Consider the following 18,912-nt stretch of genomic DNA (forward strand, 5'->3'; position numbering starts at 1 on the left):
GGTGGTGGTCGAGTCGGTGGGCGCGGCGGTGGCGCGGGGTCGCCCGCTGGTCCCCCCGCTCCCGCCCGCCTGGCGGGCGCGGGCGGGGCGAGCGGTGACGGGGTTCCGGCTGGTGTGCTTCCGGGCGTCTGTCGGTTCGGTCGGTGGTGCGGCGTCGGCGGAATCGGTCGGTGGCGGGGCGTCGGCGGGATCGGTCGGTGGTGTGGTGCTGGTGCTCGGGAGCGGCGCCGGGCGGGTGCCCGGGCGAGGCACCCGGGTGGGTGCCTTCACCCCGACGGGGTGTCAGGGCGAAGCGGGCCAAAGAAGAACAGGCGCCGCGACGCGCGGGCGCCTGACGGTTCGGCGGTCCGGTGCGTCGTCGGTGTGCGGGCCGTCGGCGGGCGCGGCGCCCGGGCGGGACCCGCGCCCGGCGGTCAGCGGGACGGGAGGGTGGGGCGGGGGCGGTATGCCTCGTCGGGGATGGGCGGCAGGGAGAGGAGGTTGTCGGTGGGGTCCTCGTCGGCGGCGGTGCGCAGGTGGCGGCCGCCGGAGCCGTCGGAGACCGGGACGAGCGCGACCCGGTGGCCGGGTTCGGTCTCGACGTAGAAGGACTGCCGGGCGTCGAGGGCGTCCAGTGCCTCGATCGCGGAGAGGGTCCACCAGCCGCCGTCGGGGTACCGGCCGGCGATCTCGCGGACGAAGACCTGGTCGCTGCCCGGGATCCGCTTGCGGACGTGGGTGACGCGCAGACCGGGCCCGTGGGCGGGCAGCAGGGCGGAGGCGTGGTACGCGACCCGGACCGGCCGCTGCAGGGTGATCCGGGCCATCGCGGCCGCGTTGCGTCCCCAGACCTGCGGCGGCGTGCTCTCACCGGGGCGCACCGGCCTGGGGGTGGCGTCCAGCGCGGTGGTGTCGACGTGCCGGAGCGCGTCGAGTTCTTCCGGCGAACCGGTGAGCGCCGCCCAGTCGGTGTCCTGCCAGGCGGCCGGGGGCACTCCCCAGGCCGCGTCGGCGGGCGGGACGTCCAGGCCGAAGGAGGGCGCCCCGGGGTGCTCCTCGAAGACGAGGAAGAAGCCGTGGCTTCCGTCGTGCTCCCCCAGCGCGTCGGCGGCGGTGAACGGGAAGCCCAGGAACAGCACGTCCTCGCCGACGGTGCCCCGGAAGACGGGGTCGGTGCGGTCCGGGGCGAGGCGGCGCGCGCCGCCGGGAGTGAGGGGCGCCAGCGCCCGGCGGGCGTGCACGCCGAGGGACGGGAAGCGCCGCACCAGTTCGCCGCGGATCAGCAGCACCACGGCGTCGTCCCCGCCGGGCGGGCGCCGCAGGGTCTCGCCGAGGCGGGCGAACCGCTGCCAGGACCGCATCGGCGGCACGTCCGGCGGCTCCTGCCCGGGCTCGTGCAGGCCGCGGGCGTCCCAGAAGTGGCGGAAGGAGGTGGCGGTGCGGTCGGTGGGGAACTCCCGCCACAGCAGCTCCCGGCCGAGCTCGTGGTTGGCGCCGGCCAGGAACGCCTCGATGAACGGTCCGTTGGCGCGCAGCAGGGTGACCGTCTCGGGCGGGACGTTCTCCGCTCCGGGCAGCAGGTGGTCGGCGCCGAGCTCGGTGAGGAGTTCGGCCATCGGCCGGTCGAACGAGGGCGGGGCGAGGAGCGGGCCGAGCGGGTCGGGCAGGGCGCCGCCGAGGAGGTCCGCCCCGTCGATCCGGGCCGCGACCCGGCCGGTGACGGCCCGCTCCGGGTCGGTGGCGGCGCGGACCGCGTCGGCGACGCCGCTGAGCGGCACGGCGGGCTCGTCGCCGCGGACGGCGCGGGCCTGGGCGGCGAGCAGGGCGCGCTGGTGGGCCCTGGCGGCGGTGCGGAAGTGGGCGGTGATGGTGGTGCGCCGCTGGGCGGTGGAGCCGGGCAGGTCGACGACGGCCAGGCCGGCGCCCTCGTTGAGCCAGCCGTACCAGGCGCCCTGGTGGGCGGGCATGGCGTCGGACCAGGCCCGGGGGCCGGCGGCGCCCTCGACGTCCCAGCCGACGCGGTAGGTGGCGGAGTTGGCGGTGGGGCCGTCCTCCACGACCAGGACGGCCAGGTCGGGCTTCTCGCTGCCCGAGAAGTCGGCGACGGCGATGCCGGCTCCGGCGACGGCCGGCCAACTGCCGGGTACGGCACGGACGTTGCTCCAGCCGCCGGTGACCCTGCCACGGGCGTTGATCTTCCAGCCGACGCGGTAGGAGCCGGTGACCTGGCTCCCGTTCTCCTCCATCAGCATCACGATCAGCTCGGGGCGCAGGTCGTGGTCGAGGTCGGCGACCGCGACGTCCACGGCGCGCACCCGCGGCGCGGTCTCCGAGGGCCGGCCGGGCCAGGGGATCTCGACGGAGTCCTCCCAGCCGCCCCGGGCGAGGCCGGTGTCGGGGTCGATGTTCCATCCGATGCGCAGGAAGAGGCGGCGGTTGCCGGTGAACCCGCCGAGGTAGACGACGATCAGTTCCTGGTTGCCGTCGCCGTCGAGGTCGGCGAGGGTGCAGCTTCCGCCGCCGACGTGCACGTACTCGGTGAGCGCGCCGCCCGAGCCGGTGGGGGTGGACATCGGGCTGGGCATGGCGACCGGGCCGACCCATCGGGTGGGGTCGCCGTTGGCGTCGAGGTCGCGGCCGATGGCGTAGCGGCCGAAGTTGCCGTCGGTGGTCCCGTTGCGGGTCTCCTCGATCCAGAAGAGCACCACGTCGGGGCGGCCGTTCCTCGGCTTGTCCATGTCGGCGGCGGCGATGCCGAAGCCCTGGGTGACCTCGTGGGTCATCCATCCGCCGAGTCCCGTCTTCAGGGACCAGCCGCCGCGGACCGTGGCGTCGAAGTCGGTGGCGCGGCCCACCCGCAGGTAGGGCGTGTTGGCGCCGGCCGGGGCGTCGACGTGCCCGACCAGGAGGTTGGAGAAGAAGCCGAGCTGGGGCCGCCAGCGGATGTCCTGCGGCGGGGCGGCCTCCAGGGCGCCCTTGCCGCCGAGGACGGGGCGGCCGAGGTTGCGCCAGGTGTTGTCGCCGCCGAGGTCGGCGTGCCACAGCTCGCCGCCGGCGACGGCGTGGACGACGTTCCCCGAGACGGTGGCGATCAGGCCCTGGTCGGGCACGCCCGGTATGCGGCCGCCGCCGACGGTGACGGCGTCGAGGGTGTCGGAGAAGGCCACGGCCAGGATGCGCGCGTCGGTGGTGCAGACCAGGGTCCGGTCGTCCCGGGTACGGCCGGGCATCCCGGCGACGCTCGGCGCGCCCTGGACGGGCTGCCAGAGGAGGAGCCCGAAGAGGGGGTGTTTGGCGCAGATCTTGAGGACTCCGTCCACGCCCGAGCCCATGTTCCTGTCGGCGCCGGTGCCGTCGGGCACGCCCCGCCAGACGTCGAAGACGGGGGACAGCGGAAAGCCGTTGACGGGGGTGGCGACCCAGCCGGATCCCTCGTCCGCCCACCGCAGCAGTTTGCCGTCGGTGTCGAGCAGGTTGAGCGCCCAGGGGCCCACCACCCGGACGCCGCGGATGCTGCGTTCCTCGGGCATGCGGCCGGCCTCCCAGTTCCAGTTCGGTCCCTTGCCCTTGAGGGCGTGCAGGAAGCCGTCGGTGTCCGTGCAGTAGACCGTCTGGTTGAGGTACTGGTTGTTGCCCGGGCCGCCGGCAGGGCTGCGGCGGACGACGGCCGCGAGCGCGCCGTCGCCGCCGTTCAGCGGGGCGGTGCCGCGCCTGCCGTGGTCGAGCCACACCCAGCGGTCGCCGTCCCAGAAGAGCTGGCGCAGGGTGCCGTCGGCGCCGGTGACGAAGATGTGCAGGTCCTGGCAGGCGACGGGGGCCGACGTGGCGGTGGTGCCGGGCGGTGTGCCGTGGTCGACCCAGCCGGGGATGTTGCCCTGGGTCACCCGGGACATCAGCCGGCCGTCGGTGGTGACCACGAAGACCCGGTTGCTCAGGCCGGCCCCGACCCAGCGGATCACCGGGGTGACGGGGTCGACGCCTTCCCTGGGGGTGGTGGGGTTCAGCTCCCACCAGCGGGTGGTGAGCCGGTCCTCGGTGAGGGAGTCGAAGTCCTCCTCGCCGGGCAGGTCCTCCACTCCGCTGAGTCCCGGCGGGGTGGCCAGTTCCGGCACCGCCCGCTCGGTGCGGCGGGCCAGCGCGGCGGCCAGGCCGGTGACGGCGGTGTCGGCGCCGGTGGGGCGGGTCCCGGTGGCGGCGGCGCGGCGGGCGACCGGGCCACCGGGGCGCAGCAGGCGCCGCAGGGCGGGATCGAGGGCGGCGGCGGCTTCCTTGTTGCGGGCCAGTTCGCCGGCGGCGGTTCCGGTGCCGAAGTGGACGGCGGCGCGGGCGGCGGCGGTCATCTGCAGGAGCCGCGCGTCGGCCGCGTCGTCGGCGGCCGGGGTGCCGAGCGGTGTGGCGCCGGGGAGCCGGCGGTGCAGCCGGTCGCTGACGGTGCGGGCCAGCTGGCCCTGTCTCAGGGTTTCGTTGGCGCGCCGCAGTTCGGCCGCCTGGTCCCAGGCCGCGGCGACCAGGTCCTCCTGGTGGCGGCGCACCACCTCGGCGCCGAGCGCGGCGGCGGCGCGGTGCCGGGGGTCGAGGTTGAGTTCACGCAGCCAGGTGGGGCCGGCCTGCGGGGAGGGCAGCGCGTCGCGGCCGGCCTGGGCGGCGCCGTAGACGGGTGGGGTGAGTTCCGCCCCGCCGGAGCCGGTGTCGAGGACGTCGGTGTAGGCGGAGCGGAAGGCGGCGGCGGTGTCCTTGTCCCAGGGCCGGGCGTCGGTGCCGGCGCCGCGCAGCGCCCCCTCCAGGTCGAGGACGCGGCCGGGATGTCCGTCGGGGAGGGCGGGCAGGCCGTGTCCGGCGGCGCCGACGTCCAGGGGGCGGGTGCCGACGTCGCCGGGGAGGGCGCGCGGGGTCAGGGCGCGGACCAGGGACTCGAAGTCCCCGTCCTGGCCGGTGCCGAAGCTCCAGTGGTGGTGGACGGGCAGGTCGATCTCGGCCGGCTCGCCCGCCGCCGCCGCGTCGGGGGCCGGCCAGGCCGGGAGTAGCGGGCCGTCCGGGACGGGCAGGCCGAGGCCCGCGAGGCGTCCGGCCTCGAAGGCGGGGACCACGGCGGCCAGGTACCGGGTGTGCGGGCGCAGCCGGCGGGGGCAGATCAGCCGCGAGAGGGTGCGGTCCGGTTCCTCGGCGAGCAGCCGGTCCACCTCGGCCGGGCCGTCGCCGTCCTCCGTGGTGACCTGGGCGTGGGCCCAGGCCCAGGACTGGGCGAGGTCGGGCAGCCGGTCCACCGGGCAGCGCAGCACGGGCAGGGCGGCGGCCGCGGGCAGCAGGGCGGCCCGGTCCGCCTCCACCACGACCAGCACCAGCCAGGGCCGCAGCCGGTCCTGCTCTCCCGCTCCGGCCGGGGTGAACATCCAGGGCAGGTCGGGGCGGTCGAACTCGACGGCGGGGAACAGGTGCGGTTCCGCGTCGGAGGTGCCGGGCGCGGGGAAGGTCCGCAGGACCTGTGCCGCGTCGACGCCGATGACGTCCCCGGGGCCGAGCAGGCGGGCGGGCACGTCCACCGGGGCCCGGCCGGTGAGCCGGGGCCGCAGGACGACGTGGTTGCGCGCGTCCATGGCACCGGCCCCGGGGTCGGGTGCCCCGCCGGCGGCGGCGAGTCCTTCGCGGACCCAGGAGAGAAAGGTCAGGCCGCTCAACGGGTGCCTCCGGCGGTGTTCTCGTCGGTCGTGTGGTGGGGCTCCGCGGTCTTCGCGTCCGGCGGGGTTCCGGGCCCGGGCCCGGCGGCGGTCGGGGTGCCGCGGTCGTCGGCCGCCGTGAAGCCCGGGGCCGTGGGGTCCGCGGCGGCGAACGCGGCGGCGAACTCCGTGGCGGCGAGGTCCGGCGTGTCGGGAACCAGGCGCAGGTCCTGGCCGCCGGACCGGCGGAGGGTGCGGCGCAGTTCCGCGGCCTCCGCCCAGGTGGCGGCGCGGACCGGGGTGGGCGCCCCGGTGGCGCGGACCGGGGTGGGCGCCGCGGTGGCGCCCGCCCCGGTGGCGCGGACCGGGGTGGGCGCCGCGGTGGCGCGGGCCGTGCGGGAGGCCGGGTGGGCGGCGTCCGCGCCGAGGACCGTCCAGCCGGTGTCGCGGACGCCGAGGGTGCGCGGGCGGGCGGCGAAGCCCTGCCGTCCGGTGCGGCGGGTGGCGGCACGGGCGGCCGGGGAGGCCGCGGTGCGCAGGGCGGCCGCGGTCAGGGGTTCGGCCGGCCCTCCGGCGGAGGCGGCCGCGGTGGTGGCGGCGGTGACGGTGCGGTGCGGGCCGTCCACCACGACCTCCTCATGGCCGAGCGCGGAGCCGTGCACACCGTCGAGCTCCCGGTCGGCGGCGAGCGCTCCCTCGGCGGTGCCGCCGGCCACCAGTCGTTCGAAGGAGGGCGCGGAGAGCTTCTCCTCGTCGGTCAGGTCGAGGAACTGGGCGGGCGCGAAGTGGTCCCGGGTGGGGGTGAGCCGCAGCGGGACCGGCGCGGTGGCGGTGGCGGGGTCGGCGTCCTCGACGGTGAGCTCGGGGTCGAGGTCGAGCCTGCGGGCGCCCGTGACGGGCGCCCCGCCGAACCGCTGCAGGGTGAGCCCGAGCGGGGCCACCCGCTGGGTGAACGACAGCCCGCCGAGCGGGTGCACGACCAACTGCCCGTCGGTGTCCGGCAGTTGCCGGAGGCTGACGACGGTGCGGCCGGGCCCGGTGAGCTGGGCCGTCCAGTTGCGCGGGTCGGCCATCGCCTCCTCGACCTTGGCGGCCACGTCGACCGCCGCGGGCAGTGCCGCGGGGGTGGTCCGGGCGCCGAAGGTGCGGTCGAAGCTGATCTCGCCGCTGAAGAAGAGGATCTCGAAGCGGGCCTTGCCGCGCACGTGCCACGGGGTGGGGCCGGAGAGCGCGACCTCCACGCCGACGCCCATCAGGGTGCGGCTGCCCCGCTTGAGGGTGAGGCGTCCGCCGATGTCGACCTGGAAGCCGAACGGTTCGAGCTGCACCAGGGCGTCGAAGGACAGCATCCCGTCGATGCTGAAGCCGAGCGCGGCCGCGTAGAGCTCCAGACGGGCGCCGAACTGCACGGTGTTGGACGTGAGCGCGAAGTACGCCTCCAGCCGCAGACGGGGGTTGTCGCCGTTCAGCAGGGAGATCGCCAGCCGGCGCAGTTCCGGGAACCCCTCCGGGCGCTGGAAGCGCGGATGGAACCCGCCGGCCGACAGCGCGAAGCTGCTCCCGCCCTTCCAGCGGGCCCGCATCGCCATGTCGCCGGTGAGCGCGAACGCGGCGATCCGCGAGTCGTACAGGGTGGCGTCGACGGACGCCTCGCCCCGCTCGAAGTCGATCACCCCGAAGACGTCCATGTTGACGACCACCACGGCCCGCTCCTCGGTGGGGAGCGCCATCCGCAGCCTGCCGAGCAGCACCAGCCGTACCGGTGTGGGCAGTTCGAGCAGCAGGGCGAGGTCGAGGGTGAGCAGGGTGGGCGTGCCCCAGCCGATCCGGGCCATCGGGCCGACGACGTGCCGGCCCGGGGTGGGCGGGAAGACGGCGCCGAGGGTGGCGGCGATCTCGGGGGCGCGGGCCAGCGGGTCGCGGGGGAAGAGGACGGAGTCGAGCGCCTTGGTGCGGATACCGGCCCGCAGGGTGTCCACCGACACGGAGCGGTTGATGCCGATCAGGCCGCCGACGCCGTTGAGCGTGAAGCCGAACCCGAGCTGCATCGGGGTGAACTCGGCGCACACCAGGATGAGCAGCGAGAATCCGTCCGCCCCGTCGGGCATCCGGGTGGTGAGCAGGCCGACGGCGGTCAGCGCGATGCTCTCCAACTGGAGGGCGAGGACTCCCGCGTACTCCTCCTTGGCCTCGTCGAAGAAGAGGTAGCCGCCCCCGGTGACGGGGCCCGCGGCGACCTCGAGCGCGGCGCCCTTGGGCGGCGCGAAGCCGGCGCCGAGGCCGACCGGGCCGAGGTTGCCGTCCTGGGCGGACAGACCGGCCTCCAGCCCGATCCCTTCCACGGTGGCGGTGACGGGGCCGAGGGTGAGCCGGGCGGTGGCGCCGACCCGCGCGGTCAGTTCCTCGCTCTCCGCGTCGGCCAGCAACTCCAGGCGCACGGAGACGAGTTCGATGGGCCCGAGGCGGGCGTTGACCGGCAGGACGGCGTCCAGGCCGCCGGAGCCGGCGAAGGTCAGACCCCTGCGGCGGGACCAGCGCAGGCCGAGGGCGAACTCGGTGCGCAGTCCGTCGGCGGGCAGGACGGAGGCGAGGAAGCCGTCGCCGTCGCCGCCCGAGACGACCACGGCGGCCTTGTCGGCGGCCAGGCCGATCTCGACGTCGGAGGGGTCGGGCTCCCCGGGTCGCCCCTGTTCGAGGACGGCGCGTACCCAGGCGCGGAACGAGCCGATCTCCAGCCGGGTGCCGTCGGCGCTGCCCAGCAGCAGGGCGGGCGGCTCATGGCCGCCGCCCGAGGGGTCCCCCTTGCGCAGTTCCAGGCCGAGTTCGGCGCGGCCGCCGGTGGGAGCGCCGCCGGAGAAGGTGACGCCGCCCGGGCCGAGCGCGACGGCCGGGCCCGCTCCCGCGAGGTCCGCGCGCAGCACCCACTCCCCGAACTGCCGCTGGAACGCGGCGGATCCACGGGGCACCAGGACCACACCGAGGTCGCCGGTGCCGGGCGAGCCGATGCCGAGGGTGGCCCCGAGGGTGACGGCCGTCCCGGTGGCCGCGGCGGAGGGGAGCACCGGCAGCTGGAAGGTGAGCATCCGGCGGCCGAGGGCCACCGAGGCGGGCGTCAGGTCGGTGCCGCCGGTGTCGCCGAGGCCGGCCAGCACGTCCTCGACGCCGAGCGCGCGCAGCAGGTCGGCGAGCCGGGGCAGCAGGAGCGCGGCGAAGGCGTCGGCGGCCTCCTCGTCGACGAGCCCGTCCGGCAGGTAGAGGGCCCGGAGCGCTCCGACGGGGTCGCGGACCAGTTCCACCAGCCGCTCGGGGCGCAGCCGGTCCCGGGCCGTCGGGACACGGACGGCGGCGCCCTCGGCACCGATCACGGTCTCCCCCGCCGCTCCGCCGGAGGCGGGGTCCTCCTCGACGAGCACGCCGAGCAGCAGCAGGACGGAACGCAGCAGGGGGTGGTGGAGCCGCAGCCAGTCGGTGACCAGGTGCTGGACGACGTCCTCGGCGAACCGGCCGGGGTCGAGGTCGGCGAGAGCGGGCGGGACGGTGCGCACGACCTGGACGGCCGCGCCCACGGTCTCGAGCAGGTCCTTCAGACCGTCGAGGTCCTGCGGCGGGTGCTCCACCGCCTGCCGCAGGGAGCCGACCACCCCGGCGACGTCCTCGAGCCAGGCGGCGACCTGTTCCCCGGCCCCGTCCCCGGCGGCCTCGGGCCGCCAGCCGGTCGCGGCGAGGAAGCGGGCGAGCGCCATCGGGTTGGCGGCGGAGTGGGTGAGCGGCTCGATCAGCCGCAGCACCTCCTCCACCAGGGCCGCCTGGCCGTCGGCGGTCCCGGCGGGCGCCGCGGGCTGTTCCTCGGAGGCGGAAGGGGTCTCCTGCGGGGTGGTCATGCCTGGGTCCCTTCGTTCGCGGGGAGGTCCGCCGGGCCGGTGGACGGTGCGGCCTCGCGGGCGTCCCCGCCGAGGCCGGGGGCGGTGCCGTGGGTGCCGGGGGCGTGGGGGTCCGGGGCGGGCGTCCCGGCGTCGGGACCGAGGGGCAGTGGGAGGACGAAGCGGGTGAGCGGGGCGGCCGTCCTCTGCCCGTCGAAGCGCCACCACAGGGTCTGGCGCACGGCCTTGTCGTCGCCGGCGCCCCAGGCGAAGGTGACCTCGCCGATGTTGTTGTGTCCGACGATCGCCCGCCCGGTGCCCTTCACCAGGTAGGAGAAGTGGTTGCCGGAGGCGGCGGCGTAGTCGGCGACGGCCTGGCGCGGGTCGTCGGGCGGGAAGGCGACGGGGATCGTCGCGTTGGGGCGGGGTGTCGCCATGGGGTCGTCGTGCTCGACGTACTCGTACAGGCACTCCCAGTCGGGCGTGGGGCTCAGCACCTTCCGTCCACGCGGCGGTTTGACGAGCCCGGGCGACCTGGTGAGCAGCGTGCGTTGCGGCGGGTCGCCGGGCAGCCCCTCCACGTCGACGGCGATCCTGCCGCCCGGTGGCACGTTCCAGCCCAGGTGGGTGGCCCAGGGGGCGGTGAGGGCGTAGCCGAGGGTCTGCAGGGTCCTGGTGCCGCCCGACTCGTTCTTCAGGGCGCTGGCGGTGAGCTGGGCCAGGACGCCGCGCACCTTGCCCGCCGGCGCCTTGTACGGATTGACGGCGCCGTAGCGCATGCGGACGGCGAATCCGTAGTGGACGTCGCCGCCCAGCGAGATCACCCGCCGCCGCCGGACACCGTCGGGGCCGGGTGCGGCCTGGCCGAAGAGGCGGGCGAGGAACTTCTGGAAGGCGTCCTCGTCGTGGCACCAGGCCTCGCAGTCCTGCCAGAGGTAGCCCGTCTCCATGTACTTCCTGATCGCGGGCTGGGCGATCTCCTCGATCTGCGGGTGGCCGAGCACCGGGCAGGGCGACAGCAGCACGGTGACCTTCTCGGTCCCCCGGTCGGGCGCCGATTCAAGCATCGCCCGGTAGGAGGCGTCGGACCAGAAGAGCGCCGGCGAGTCCTTCGGGCCGCCGCGGAAGACGCGTTGGGTGCGGGTGTCCACGGCGACGAGCTGGTGGGCGGGCCAGTCGACGCTGTAGTGCCAGTCCATGGAGCCGTCCTCCCGCACCATGCGGCCGGAGGCGGTGCCGCTGGGCACCCCGGTGCGGCGGGCGATCACGGCGGCCGGGCCGGGCGCGGAGTGGTCGGGCTGGGCCAGGGCGGTCAGCAGGTCGCGTCCGGCCTCGCCCTCGGGTCCCGGCCCGAAGGCCGCCGGGGCGTTGCCCCAGTGCTGGAAGACCGCGTAGGCGGCCAGGCCGTTGCCGAGGAAGCGCCGGCCGTGGTCGGTGGAGCAGACGTCGTCGACCCAGGACGAGGCGATGTACCAGTCGTCGGTGATCTCGTGGTCGTCGAACATCATGTACGTCGCGGTGTTGGCGAGCGCCCGCCGCACGTCGGGGACCGTCTCCGCGAAGTTCTTGATGTGGCCGCAGCGGTCGAGGAACTCCTTGTAGACGCCCAGCGACCTCCTGCGGTGGGAGTACGCGAACCGGAGCTTCTCGGCCTGGTCCGGGTCCGGACTGCCGATGGTCCGGTAGTCGTCCTCGTAGAACTGCGGGAAGAGCCGACGCAGGTCGAACCCCTCGGGCCACAGCGTGTCCGACCAGCACAGCAGGTACATGACATAGAACTCACCGAGGGTGAGCAGGTGCGAGTGGCTGACGTCGCCGGTGAGGTGGAAGTCCTCGACGGTGAGCTGCTGCCGCTTGCCGGGCTTCATCAGCAGCAGCCGGTGCTCGCGGGGCAGGGTGGGGAAGGTCTCGTCGCGGCCCAGCAGGACGCGCCCGTACTGCGTGCACATGTGCAGCATCACCTCGGCCACGTCGTCGGCGTAGATCTGGTCGCCGGTGAGGAAGAGCTGCTGCGGGCGGTGGGCGGGCTTGCCGATGTCGGCCGCGAGGACCTGGTTGAGGATGGCCAGGGCGTCCAGTCCGGGACCGTGCGGCTTGCGGCAGGAGGCGTGGAAGAGGCGCAGCTTCGACGGGTGGTCGGGCGGGGTGACGAAGCTCGGCCGGTCGGGCGCGCCGTCGCCGTAGAGCAGGCGTGCGCGCGCCTGGTCGCCCTTGGCGTGGACGACGCCGTCGCTGAACAGATCGGGCGCACCGGCCGGAACGGGCGTGTCCGGGGCGGCGGTGTCCGGGGAGAACCGCACGGTGTACCGGTGCACGGTCCCCGGCCGGAGCGCGCCGGCCGACGCGGGGCGGGCGGTGACCGCCACGACGTGCAGGTGTTCACCGATCCGCGCGGTCACGGCGGTGCCGCGGGCCACCGGCTCCGCCAGCGGTCCGCTGCTCCCGGTGGACACCTCCAGCGTCACCTTCCGGGCGGCCTTGAGCGCGAGGAAGACGGTCACGCCCGCCTCGTCCACGCGCCGCACCATCGGCCCGGCCAGCACCAGCGGCAGCTTCTCGACGTCCAGCGACGGCAGTGCGGGCATGCTGCCGCCGACCCCCGAATCCCCCATGGTTCCTCCGCTTCAGGGCACGGCGGAGTCCCCCCGCGCCGGAGCACCGCCGGGTGGTCGGCCACGGCGGTTCAGCAACGTCGCACAGACGGACGAGCGCGACGTGAAGACCTTCTTCACGCAATCGTCACGACGAAGACCGCATATGGCAAGAGAGTTGGACGAATCCGATCCCCGCTCCACCACAGCCACTTCACGCCAACTTCACGACTGCACCATGTGGAGGGCCGACGGCGGGAGTTGATACACCCTCACCACCCGGACGGAAATCCCGGCGGTGAGGGCCGTCTCACACGCTGAGGGCCGCCCGGACCGTCTGCTCCGCGTCCGTTCCGCCTCCGCCGGAGGAGGTCACCCGGCCCGCCTCCAGGACGTGGTACTCGCGGGCCGCTCGCATGGCGAAGCCGACGTGCTGCTCGACCAGCAGCACGGACAGTCCGCCGCGCCGGGAGAGCGCCAGGATCGTCTCCTCGATCTCGGCGACGACCGAGGGCTGGATACCCTCGGTCGGCTCGTCGAGCAGGAGCAGCCGGGGCCGGGTCACCAGGGCGCGGGCGATGGCCAGTTGCTGGCGTTGGCCGCCGGAGAGGAGCCCGGCGCGGCGGCCGGACAGCTCGCGCAGCACGGGGAACAGGTCCAGGGCCTCGGCGACGGCCTCCTTTCCGTCCGGGCGGCCGTCGGCGACGAGCCGGAGGTTCTCGGCGGTGGTGAGGTGGGGGAAGCACTGCTGGCCCTGGGGGACGTACGCCATGCCGCGGGCGACGCGCTGGTGCGGGGCGAGGCGGGTGACGTCCTCGCCGTCCAGCACGACGGTGCCGTCGGTCGGCCCGATCAGCCCCATGGCCACCCGCAGAAGGGTGCTCTTCCCAGCGCCGTTGTGGCCGAGGACGGCCGCGACGCCGTCCCTGGGCACCGCGACGCTCACGCCGTGCAGCACGGTGGTGCGGTCGTAGCCCGCCCGAACGGTGCGGATCTCCAGCATGGGTCTCACGCCTCCTCGGTGACGGTCACGGTGCGGTGCGCGGCTTCCGGAGCCGGCTCGGGCCCGGCTGCGGCCGCCGGCTCGGGCCCGGCTGCCGCGGTCGGCTCGGAGGCCCGGCCGAGGTAGACCTCCTGGACCCGGGCGTCGGCCTGCACCTCGGCGACCGTGCCCTCGCTGAGGACCCGGCCGGCGTGCAGGACGCTGACGCTGCGGGCGAAGGCACGCATGAAGTCCATGTCGTGCTCGATGACGACGACGGTGCGCTCCCCCGCGACCCGCAGCAGGAGCTCACCGGTGGCCTCGCGTTCCTCGTGGCTCATGCCCGCGACGGGCTCGTCGAGCAGCAGCAGCCTCACGTCCTGCACCAGCAGCATGCCGATCTCCAGCCACTGCTTCTGGCCGTGGGCCAGCGTGCCGGCCGGACGGTCGCGCAGTGCGGTGAGACCCGTGGTTTCCAGCGCCCTGGTCACCCGCTCGGGGACGCCCTTGCGGCGTCGCAGCAGGGTGAGCGGACTCCGGCCGGCGCCCGCCGCGATGTCCAGGTTCTGCAGGACGGTCAGCCCTTCGAAGACGGTGGCCGTCTGGAAGGTGCGGCCGATCCCGAGGCGGGCGATGCGGTGCACGGGCCGGGAGAGGAGTTCCTCACCGCCGAAGCGCACGGAGCCGCTCGCCTTCACCAGACCGGTGACGGCGTCGACCAGGGTGGTCTTGCCGGCGCCGTTCGGGCCGATGAGGAAGCGCAGGTCGCCGGGGCCGACGTCCAGGTCCACCCCGTCGACGGCCGTGAACCCGTCGAACGTCACCCGCAGATCGCGGACGGTCAGTCCCTCGCCGCTCACGCGGTGCCTCCTTTCGCAGGGGCAGTAGGGGCCGTGGGGGCAGGAGGGGCAGGGGTACGGGCCGCCGGGCCGCGGCGCCCGCGCAGGACGGCCGGCAGCGAGGCCAGACCGCCGGGCAGGAACCCGACCGCGAGGACGAACAGCAGGCCCTGGAGATAGGTCCAGGCCGCGGGCAGGGCGTCGGAGAGGGTGCTCTGCGTCCAGGCCACGGCGACGGCGCCGAGCACCGCTCCCACCAGCGAGGCCCGGCCGCCGACCGCGGCGCCGATGACGAAGCCGATGGACGGCACGATCCCGATCAGGGCCGGGGAGATGATGCCCACGGCCGGGACGAAGAGCGCGCCCGCCAGGCCCGCCATGCCGGCCGCGGCGACGTACGCGACGAGTTTGACGTTGGCCGGGTTGTAGCCGAGGAATCGGACGCGCTCCTCGGAGTCCCGTACGGCGACGAGGAGTTCGCCGTACCGGCTGACGAACAGCTGGCGGGTGGCGGCCATCAGCAGGAGCAGGGCGGCGGCGATCAGGAAGTACACGGTCCGCCGGTTGACGGGGTCGTTGAGGTCGTAGCCGAAGAAGCCCTGGATGTCGGTCAGGCCGTTGGTGCCGCCGGTGGTGGCCTGCTGGCCGATCAGCCAGATGGACAGGGCGGCGGCCAGGGCCTGGCTGAGGATCGCGAAGTACGCGCCCTTGACCCGGCGGCGGAAGACGAGGAAGCCGAGCAGCGCGGCGACCGCCATGGGCAGCAGCACCGTCGCCGCCAGGGCGAACACCGGGTCGGCGAACGGCTTCCACCACCACGGCAGCGCGGTGGAGGTGCCGTACAACTGCATGAAGTCGGGCAGGGTCTGGCCGGTGGTGGCGGCGTCGGCGAGCTTGAGGTGCATGGCCATCGCGTAGCCGCCGAGTCCGAAGAAGACGCCCTGGCCGAGGACGAGGAGTCCGCCGCGGCCCCAGGCGAGGCTGACGCCGACGGCCACGATCGCGTAACACAGGTATTTGGCCAGGAGGTTGAGCCCCGAGTCGGAGAGGAGCACGGGGGCGACGCCCATGAGCAGCACCGCTCCCAGGAGGAAGGCACCGGGCACGCGCAGGCGCCGGAGCGGTGACTCGGGACGCGCCGCCGTGGAGGCCTGGGGCGGGGAGTCCGCCGGCGTGGTGGCCGCCGGCGTGGTGGCCGCCGGCGGCGTCGTGGCGTGCGGCGGTGTCGTGGCGTCGGGCGGTGTCGGTGTCGTCTCTGTCGTCATGCCAGGCTCCTGGTGCGCAGGGTGTACAGGCCTTGGGGACGCCACTGCAGGAAGGCGACGATCGCCACGAGGACGACGACCTTCGCGACGCTCACCGTGGTCGAGTACTCCAGCACCGACTGCAGCACGCCCAGCACGAACGCCGTGATGACGCTGCCCTTGAGCCTGCCGATGCCACCGACGACCACCACCAGGAAGGCGTCGATGATGTAGTTGGTGCCCATCGTCGGCCCGATCGGGCCCACCAGGGTGAGCGCCACCCCGGCCACCCCCGCCAGGCCCGAGCCGACGAAGAACGTCGTACGGTCCACCCGCCCGGTCGCGATGCCGGACACCTCGGCCAGGTCGCGGTTCTGGACGACCGCCCGAATGCGGCGTCCGAGGGAGGTCAGCCGCAGGACCAGCGTGAGGCCGAGGACGCACAGCAGGGCGAGGCCGAGGATGAACAGCCGGTTGGTGGCGAGGGTGACGCCCGCGACGGACACGTTGCCGGTCAGCAGGTCCGGGGCGGTGGTCTGTACGTTGGGGGCGCCGAAGACGTCGCGGGCGAGCTGCTGGAGCATCAGCGAGACGCCCCAGGTGACCAGCAGGGTGTCCAGCGGCCGCGTGTAGAGGCGCCGGACGAGGAGCCACTCCAGGAGTGCCCCCATGGCGCCGGCGACCAGGAAGGCCAGCGGCAGCGCGACCAGCAGGGAGACCCCGGCGCCGCTGACGGACTGCTGCAGCACGTAGGTGGTGTAGGCGCCGGTCATGATGAACTCGCCGTGCGCCATGTTGATCACCCCCATCTGGCCGAAGGTCAGTGTCAGGCCGAGGGCGATGAGCAGCAGGACGGCGCCGATGCTGACGCCGGTGAAGGACTGGTTGAGGATGACCGTCATGGAGCGGCTCCGGGTCGGGGGCGGGGGTGCGGACCGTGCGCGGGTTCCTGCCGCGGCGGAGCCGGGGTCAGGAGAGGCCGGCCGCCCAGTCGTAGCCCTTCAGGTACGGGTCGGGCTTGATCGGCTTCCCGGAGTTCCAGACCTCTTCGATGAGGCCGTCCGCGCCGACCTTGCCGATGCGGGCCGTCTTGTGGACGTGCTGGGTCGCGCCGTCGACGGTGACCTTGCCCTCGGGCGCGTCGAAGGTGATGCCGTCGGACGCCTTCCGCACCTTGTCCGGGTCGAAGGAACCGGCCTTCTCCACCATCGCCTTCCACAGGTGGACCGAGACGTAGGCGGCTTCCATCGGGTCGCTGGTCGGCTTGTCCTCGCCGTATGCCGCCTGGTACGCCTTGACGAACTTCTCGTTCGCCGCTCCCGGGGTGGTCTGGTAGTAGTTCCAGGCCGTCAACTGGCCCTCCAGGTACTGGGTGCCGATGCTCTTGACCTCTTCCTCGGCGATGGAGACCGACAGCACCGGCAGGCTCTTCGCGGTCAGGCCGGCGGACTTGTACTCCTTGAAGAAGGCCACGTTGCTGTCACCGTTGAGGGTGTTGAACACGGCGTCCGCGCCGGCGTCCTTGACCTTGTTGACGATGGTGCTGAACTCCGTCGAACCCAGCGGCGCGTAGTCCTCGCCGAGCACCTCCATGCCGTTGGCCTTCGCGTACGCCCTGATCTCCTTGTTGGCGGTGCGCGGGAAGACGTAGTCGCTGCCGACCAGGTAGAGCCGGGTCAGGCCCTGCTTCTTGAGGTAGTCGAGGGCGGGGACGATCTGCTGGTTGGTGGTGGCCCCGGTGTAGAAGATGTACGGGGACTGTTCCAGGCCCTCGTACTGCACGGGGTAGAACAGCAGCGACCTGTTCCTCTCGAAGACCGGCTTGACGGCCTTGCGGCTGGCCGAGGTCCAGCAGCCGAAGGTGGCGACGACCTTGTCCGCGGTGATCAGGGTCTGCGCCTTCTCGGCGAAGGTGGGCCAGTCGGAGGCGCCGTCCTGGCTGACCGGCTCGAGCTTCTTGCCGAGCACGCCGCCGGCCGCGTTGATCTCCTCCAAGGCGAGCAGCAGGGCGTTGTGGACGGTCACCTCGCTGATGGCCATGGTGCCGGAGAGCGAGTTCAGCAGCCCCACCTTGACGGTGTCGCCCGAGGTGTCGGCCTTGGCGCCGGCGGCCGGAGCCGCGTCGCCGCCGGTCTTGGCGCCGCACGCGCCGAGCGCGGCGGAGGCGCCGAGGACGGATATACCCGTCAGGAGAGATCGCCTGCTGATGTCGAACCCGGACATGCGTACCTCCTTGCCCGCCCCCGAGGGCGGTGCGAAGCGAGCGGAAGACCCTGCGGAAGCGATGGAAGGAGTGGAAGCGGTGGATCGCACGCGTTCCAGGTGCGGCGACGTCGACGCGCGGTTCCCCAGCCGTTCCGGGGGTGACCTCCGGGCTGGTCGCTGACGTGCGTCCACAGCCTGTGGCGCGACTGTTGCGCCTGCGTTTCCCCGCAGTTGATGAACCGTTTCCGCCGGAGCGGGGTCCGGGCCCGGCGACCACGGTTGTCGGTGCCGTGTGGGATCTTGCGTCACATGACGGAGAGCAGCACACCTCTGGCCGGCCTGGACGCCGTGGACTGGTCGGCACTGGAGCACGCGTACGGACCCGCCGACGACGTTCCCGCGCAGTTGCGCGACCTGTGTTCCGAGGACGCCGAGGCACGCGGCAAGGCACTGCACGCCCTGTACGGCAACATCTTCCATCAGGGCAGCCGCTACCGGGCCACCGCCGCGGCGGTCCCCTTCATCGCCCGCATGGCGGCGGACGTCTCGCTGCCCGACCGCCACGCGTTCCTCTCGATGCTGGCGGCGCTGGCCGTCGGCTACGACGAGAGCCACCTGCCCGCCGGCCTGGACATCACGGGGTGGCGGCGGGAGCTCGCGGAGTTCCGGGCGCGGGACCCGGAGGAGATACGTGCCGAGCAGGACGCCTGGGTGGAGGCCGCCTCGGACGAGGGCGACCGCCGCATGCGCGAGTTGCGGCGCGACCTGTTCGACCACGAGCGGGACCTGGCGGCCGCGGAGGCCGAACTGGCGGCCTACGACGCGGTCCGGGGCCGGCTCCCCACCCTGTTGCCTCTGCTGGCCGACGACGACCCGGCCGTGCGCGCCGCGACCGCCCACCTGGTCGCGTGGTTTCCCGAGGAGGCCCCGCAGGCGCTGCCGCGGCTGCTGGACGTGCTCGGCGCCGAGCCGGAACCGGCGGTGCTGGCCACCGCGCTGGTGGCCGCGGGGCTCCTGGGGGACGCCTCGCTGGTGGACCGGCTGGCCCCGTTCCTCACGGCCGGCGAGCCCGTCGTGCGGTGGGCCGCGGCGATCGCCCTCGCCCGGCTGATCGCCACGGGCGCCGAGTGCGCCGCGAGCGCCGGCGTGCTCGCCGAACTGGCCGCGGCCCAGGCGGAGCCGCCCGAGCCCGCGGTCCCGTTCCACGAGGGTGACCTGCGGGGTTACTCCGCGAGCTCGCTCACCTCGCTGGCCGGCCGGTACCCGGACGAAGCCCTGGACGCCGTGACCGACGGCCTGTCCGCGACCTCGGGTCCGGGCAGCTTCCCGGTCGCCGAGGCGGCCCTGAGGCTGGCCTTCGGTGAGCCCGCGCCGGACGGCCTCCCCCCGTTCGGCGAACTGACCGGGCGGCAGCAGCGGTTGATCCGCGCCCTGGCCTCACTGGGCCCGGACACCTGGAGGTGGGCGAACTTCTGGGCGATCGTCCGCGCGTGGCGGCTGCCCCAGCGGCGCGAGGAGATGCGCGCCTACGCCGGGCTTCCCGAGGAATGACCGCGCG

General features: G+C 74.4%; 9 protein-coding genes. 1 reads left to right on the plus strand and 8 read right to left on the minus strand.

Going from position 1 to position 18,912, the window contains the following annotated elements; genetic code table 11:
* Positions 1-413 precede the first annotated feature (413 nt).
* The 8 genes from ACWD3O_RS15730 to urtA form a co-directional block, all read right to left on the minus strand.
* Entirely contained in the window at positions 414-5,654 is a 5,241-nt protein-coding gene (locus ACWD3O_RS15730; protein WP_451416231.1) for a hypothetical protein, read from the minus strand.
* On the minus strand, positions 5,651-9,514 hold the full coding sequence (locus ACWD3O_RS15735) for a DUF6603 domain-containing protein (RefSeq protein WP_451416232.1): 3,864 nt from the start codon (positions 9,512-9,514) through the stop codon (positions 5,651-5,653). The genes ACWD3O_RS15730 and ACWD3O_RS15735 overlap by 4 nt, the downstream gene beginning before the upstream one ends.
* Positions 9,511-12,105, minus strand: coding sequence for a hypothetical protein (locus tag ACWD3O_RS15740; RefSeq protein ID WP_451416233.1), 2,595 nt, complete (start codon positions 12,103-12,105; stop codon positions 9,511-9,513). Before ACWD3O_RS15740 ends, ACWD3O_RS15735 begins: the two co-directional genes overlap by 4 nt.
* A 289-nt stretch (positions 12,106-12,394) precedes the next feature.
* The gene (gene urtE / locus ACWD3O_RS15745) at positions 12,395-13,087 is read right to left on the minus strand and encodes an urea ABC transporter ATP-binding subunit UrtE (RefSeq protein ID WP_451408921.1); all 693 of its coding nucleotides are present in this window, start codon (positions 13,085-13,087) and stop codon (positions 12,395-12,397) included.
* A 5-nt stretch (positions 13,088-13,092) separates the two neighbouring features.
* Positions 13,093-13,926: an urea ABC transporter ATP-binding protein UrtD gene (urtD, locus tag ACWD3O_RS15750; RefSeq protein ID WP_451408922.1), complete on the minus strand. Its 834-nt coding sequence runs from the start codon at positions 13,924-13,926 to the stop codon at positions 13,093-13,095.
* A complete protein-coding gene (urtC, locus tag ACWD3O_RS15755; protein ID WP_451416296.1) occupies positions 13,923-14,975 on the minus strand; it encodes an urea ABC transporter permease subunit UrtC in 1,053 nt (350 codons plus the stop codon). The genes urtD and urtC overlap by 4 nt, the downstream gene beginning before the upstream one ends.
* 191 nt (positions 14,976-15,166) lie before the next feature.
* Positions 15,167-16,051, minus strand: coding sequence for an urea ABC transporter permease subunit UrtB (urtB, locus tag ACWD3O_RS15760; RefSeq protein WP_451416234.1), 885 nt, complete (start codon positions 16,049-16,051; stop codon positions 15,167-15,169).
* A 67-nt stretch (positions 16,052-16,118) separates the two neighbouring features.
* Positions 16,119-17,372: an urea ABC transporter substrate-binding protein gene (gene urtA / locus ACWD3O_RS15765; RefSeq protein WP_451416235.1), complete on the minus strand. Its 1,254-nt coding sequence runs from the start codon at positions 17,370-17,372 to the stop codon at positions 16,119-16,121.
* 291 nt (positions 17,373-17,663) lie between these two features.
* On the opposite strand from urtA, the gene ACWD3O_RS15770 reads away from it, so the two are divergent.
* Positions 17,664-18,905, plus strand: coding sequence for a HEAT repeat domain-containing protein (locus ACWD3O_RS15770; protein ID WP_451408925.1), 1,242 nt, complete (start codon positions 17,664-17,666; stop codon positions 18,903-18,905).
* Positions 18,906-18,912 lie beyond the last annotated feature (7 nt).

It is taken from the genome of Streptomyces sp. NPDC002640, from assembly GCF_053592575.1.

What these genes read in the sequence shown, in the direction of transcription:
- urtE (WP_451408921.1), bottom strand. Translation starts at nt 13,087, where the DNA reads ATGCTGGAGATCCGCACCGTTCGGGCGGGCTACGACCGCACCACCGTG.
- ACWD3O_RS15735 (WP_451416232.1), bottom strand. Translation starts at nt 9,514, where the DNA reads ATGACCACCCCGCAGGAGACCCCTTCCGCCTCCGAGGAACAGCCCGCG.
- ACWD3O_RS15740 (WP_451416233.1), bottom strand. Translation starts at nt 12,105, where the DNA reads ATGGGGGATTCGGGGGTCGGCGGCAGCATGCCCGCACTGCCGTCGCTG.
- urtB (WP_451416234.1), bottom strand. Translation starts at nt 16,051, where the DNA reads ATGACGGTCATCCTCAACCAGTCCTTCACCGGCGTCAGCATCGGCGCC.
- urtC (WP_451416296.1), bottom strand. Translation starts at nt 14,975, where the DNA reads ATGGGCGTCGCCCCCGTGCTCCTCTCCGACTCGGGGCTCAACCTCCTG.
- ACWD3O_RS15770 (WP_451408925.1), top strand. Translation starts at nt 17,664, where the DNA reads ATGACGGAGAGCAGCACACCTCTGGCCGGCCTGGACGCCGTGGACTGG.
- urtA (WP_451416235.1), bottom strand. Translation starts at nt 17,372, where the DNA reads ATGTCCGGGTTCGACATCAGCAGGCGATCTCTCCTGACGGGTATATCC.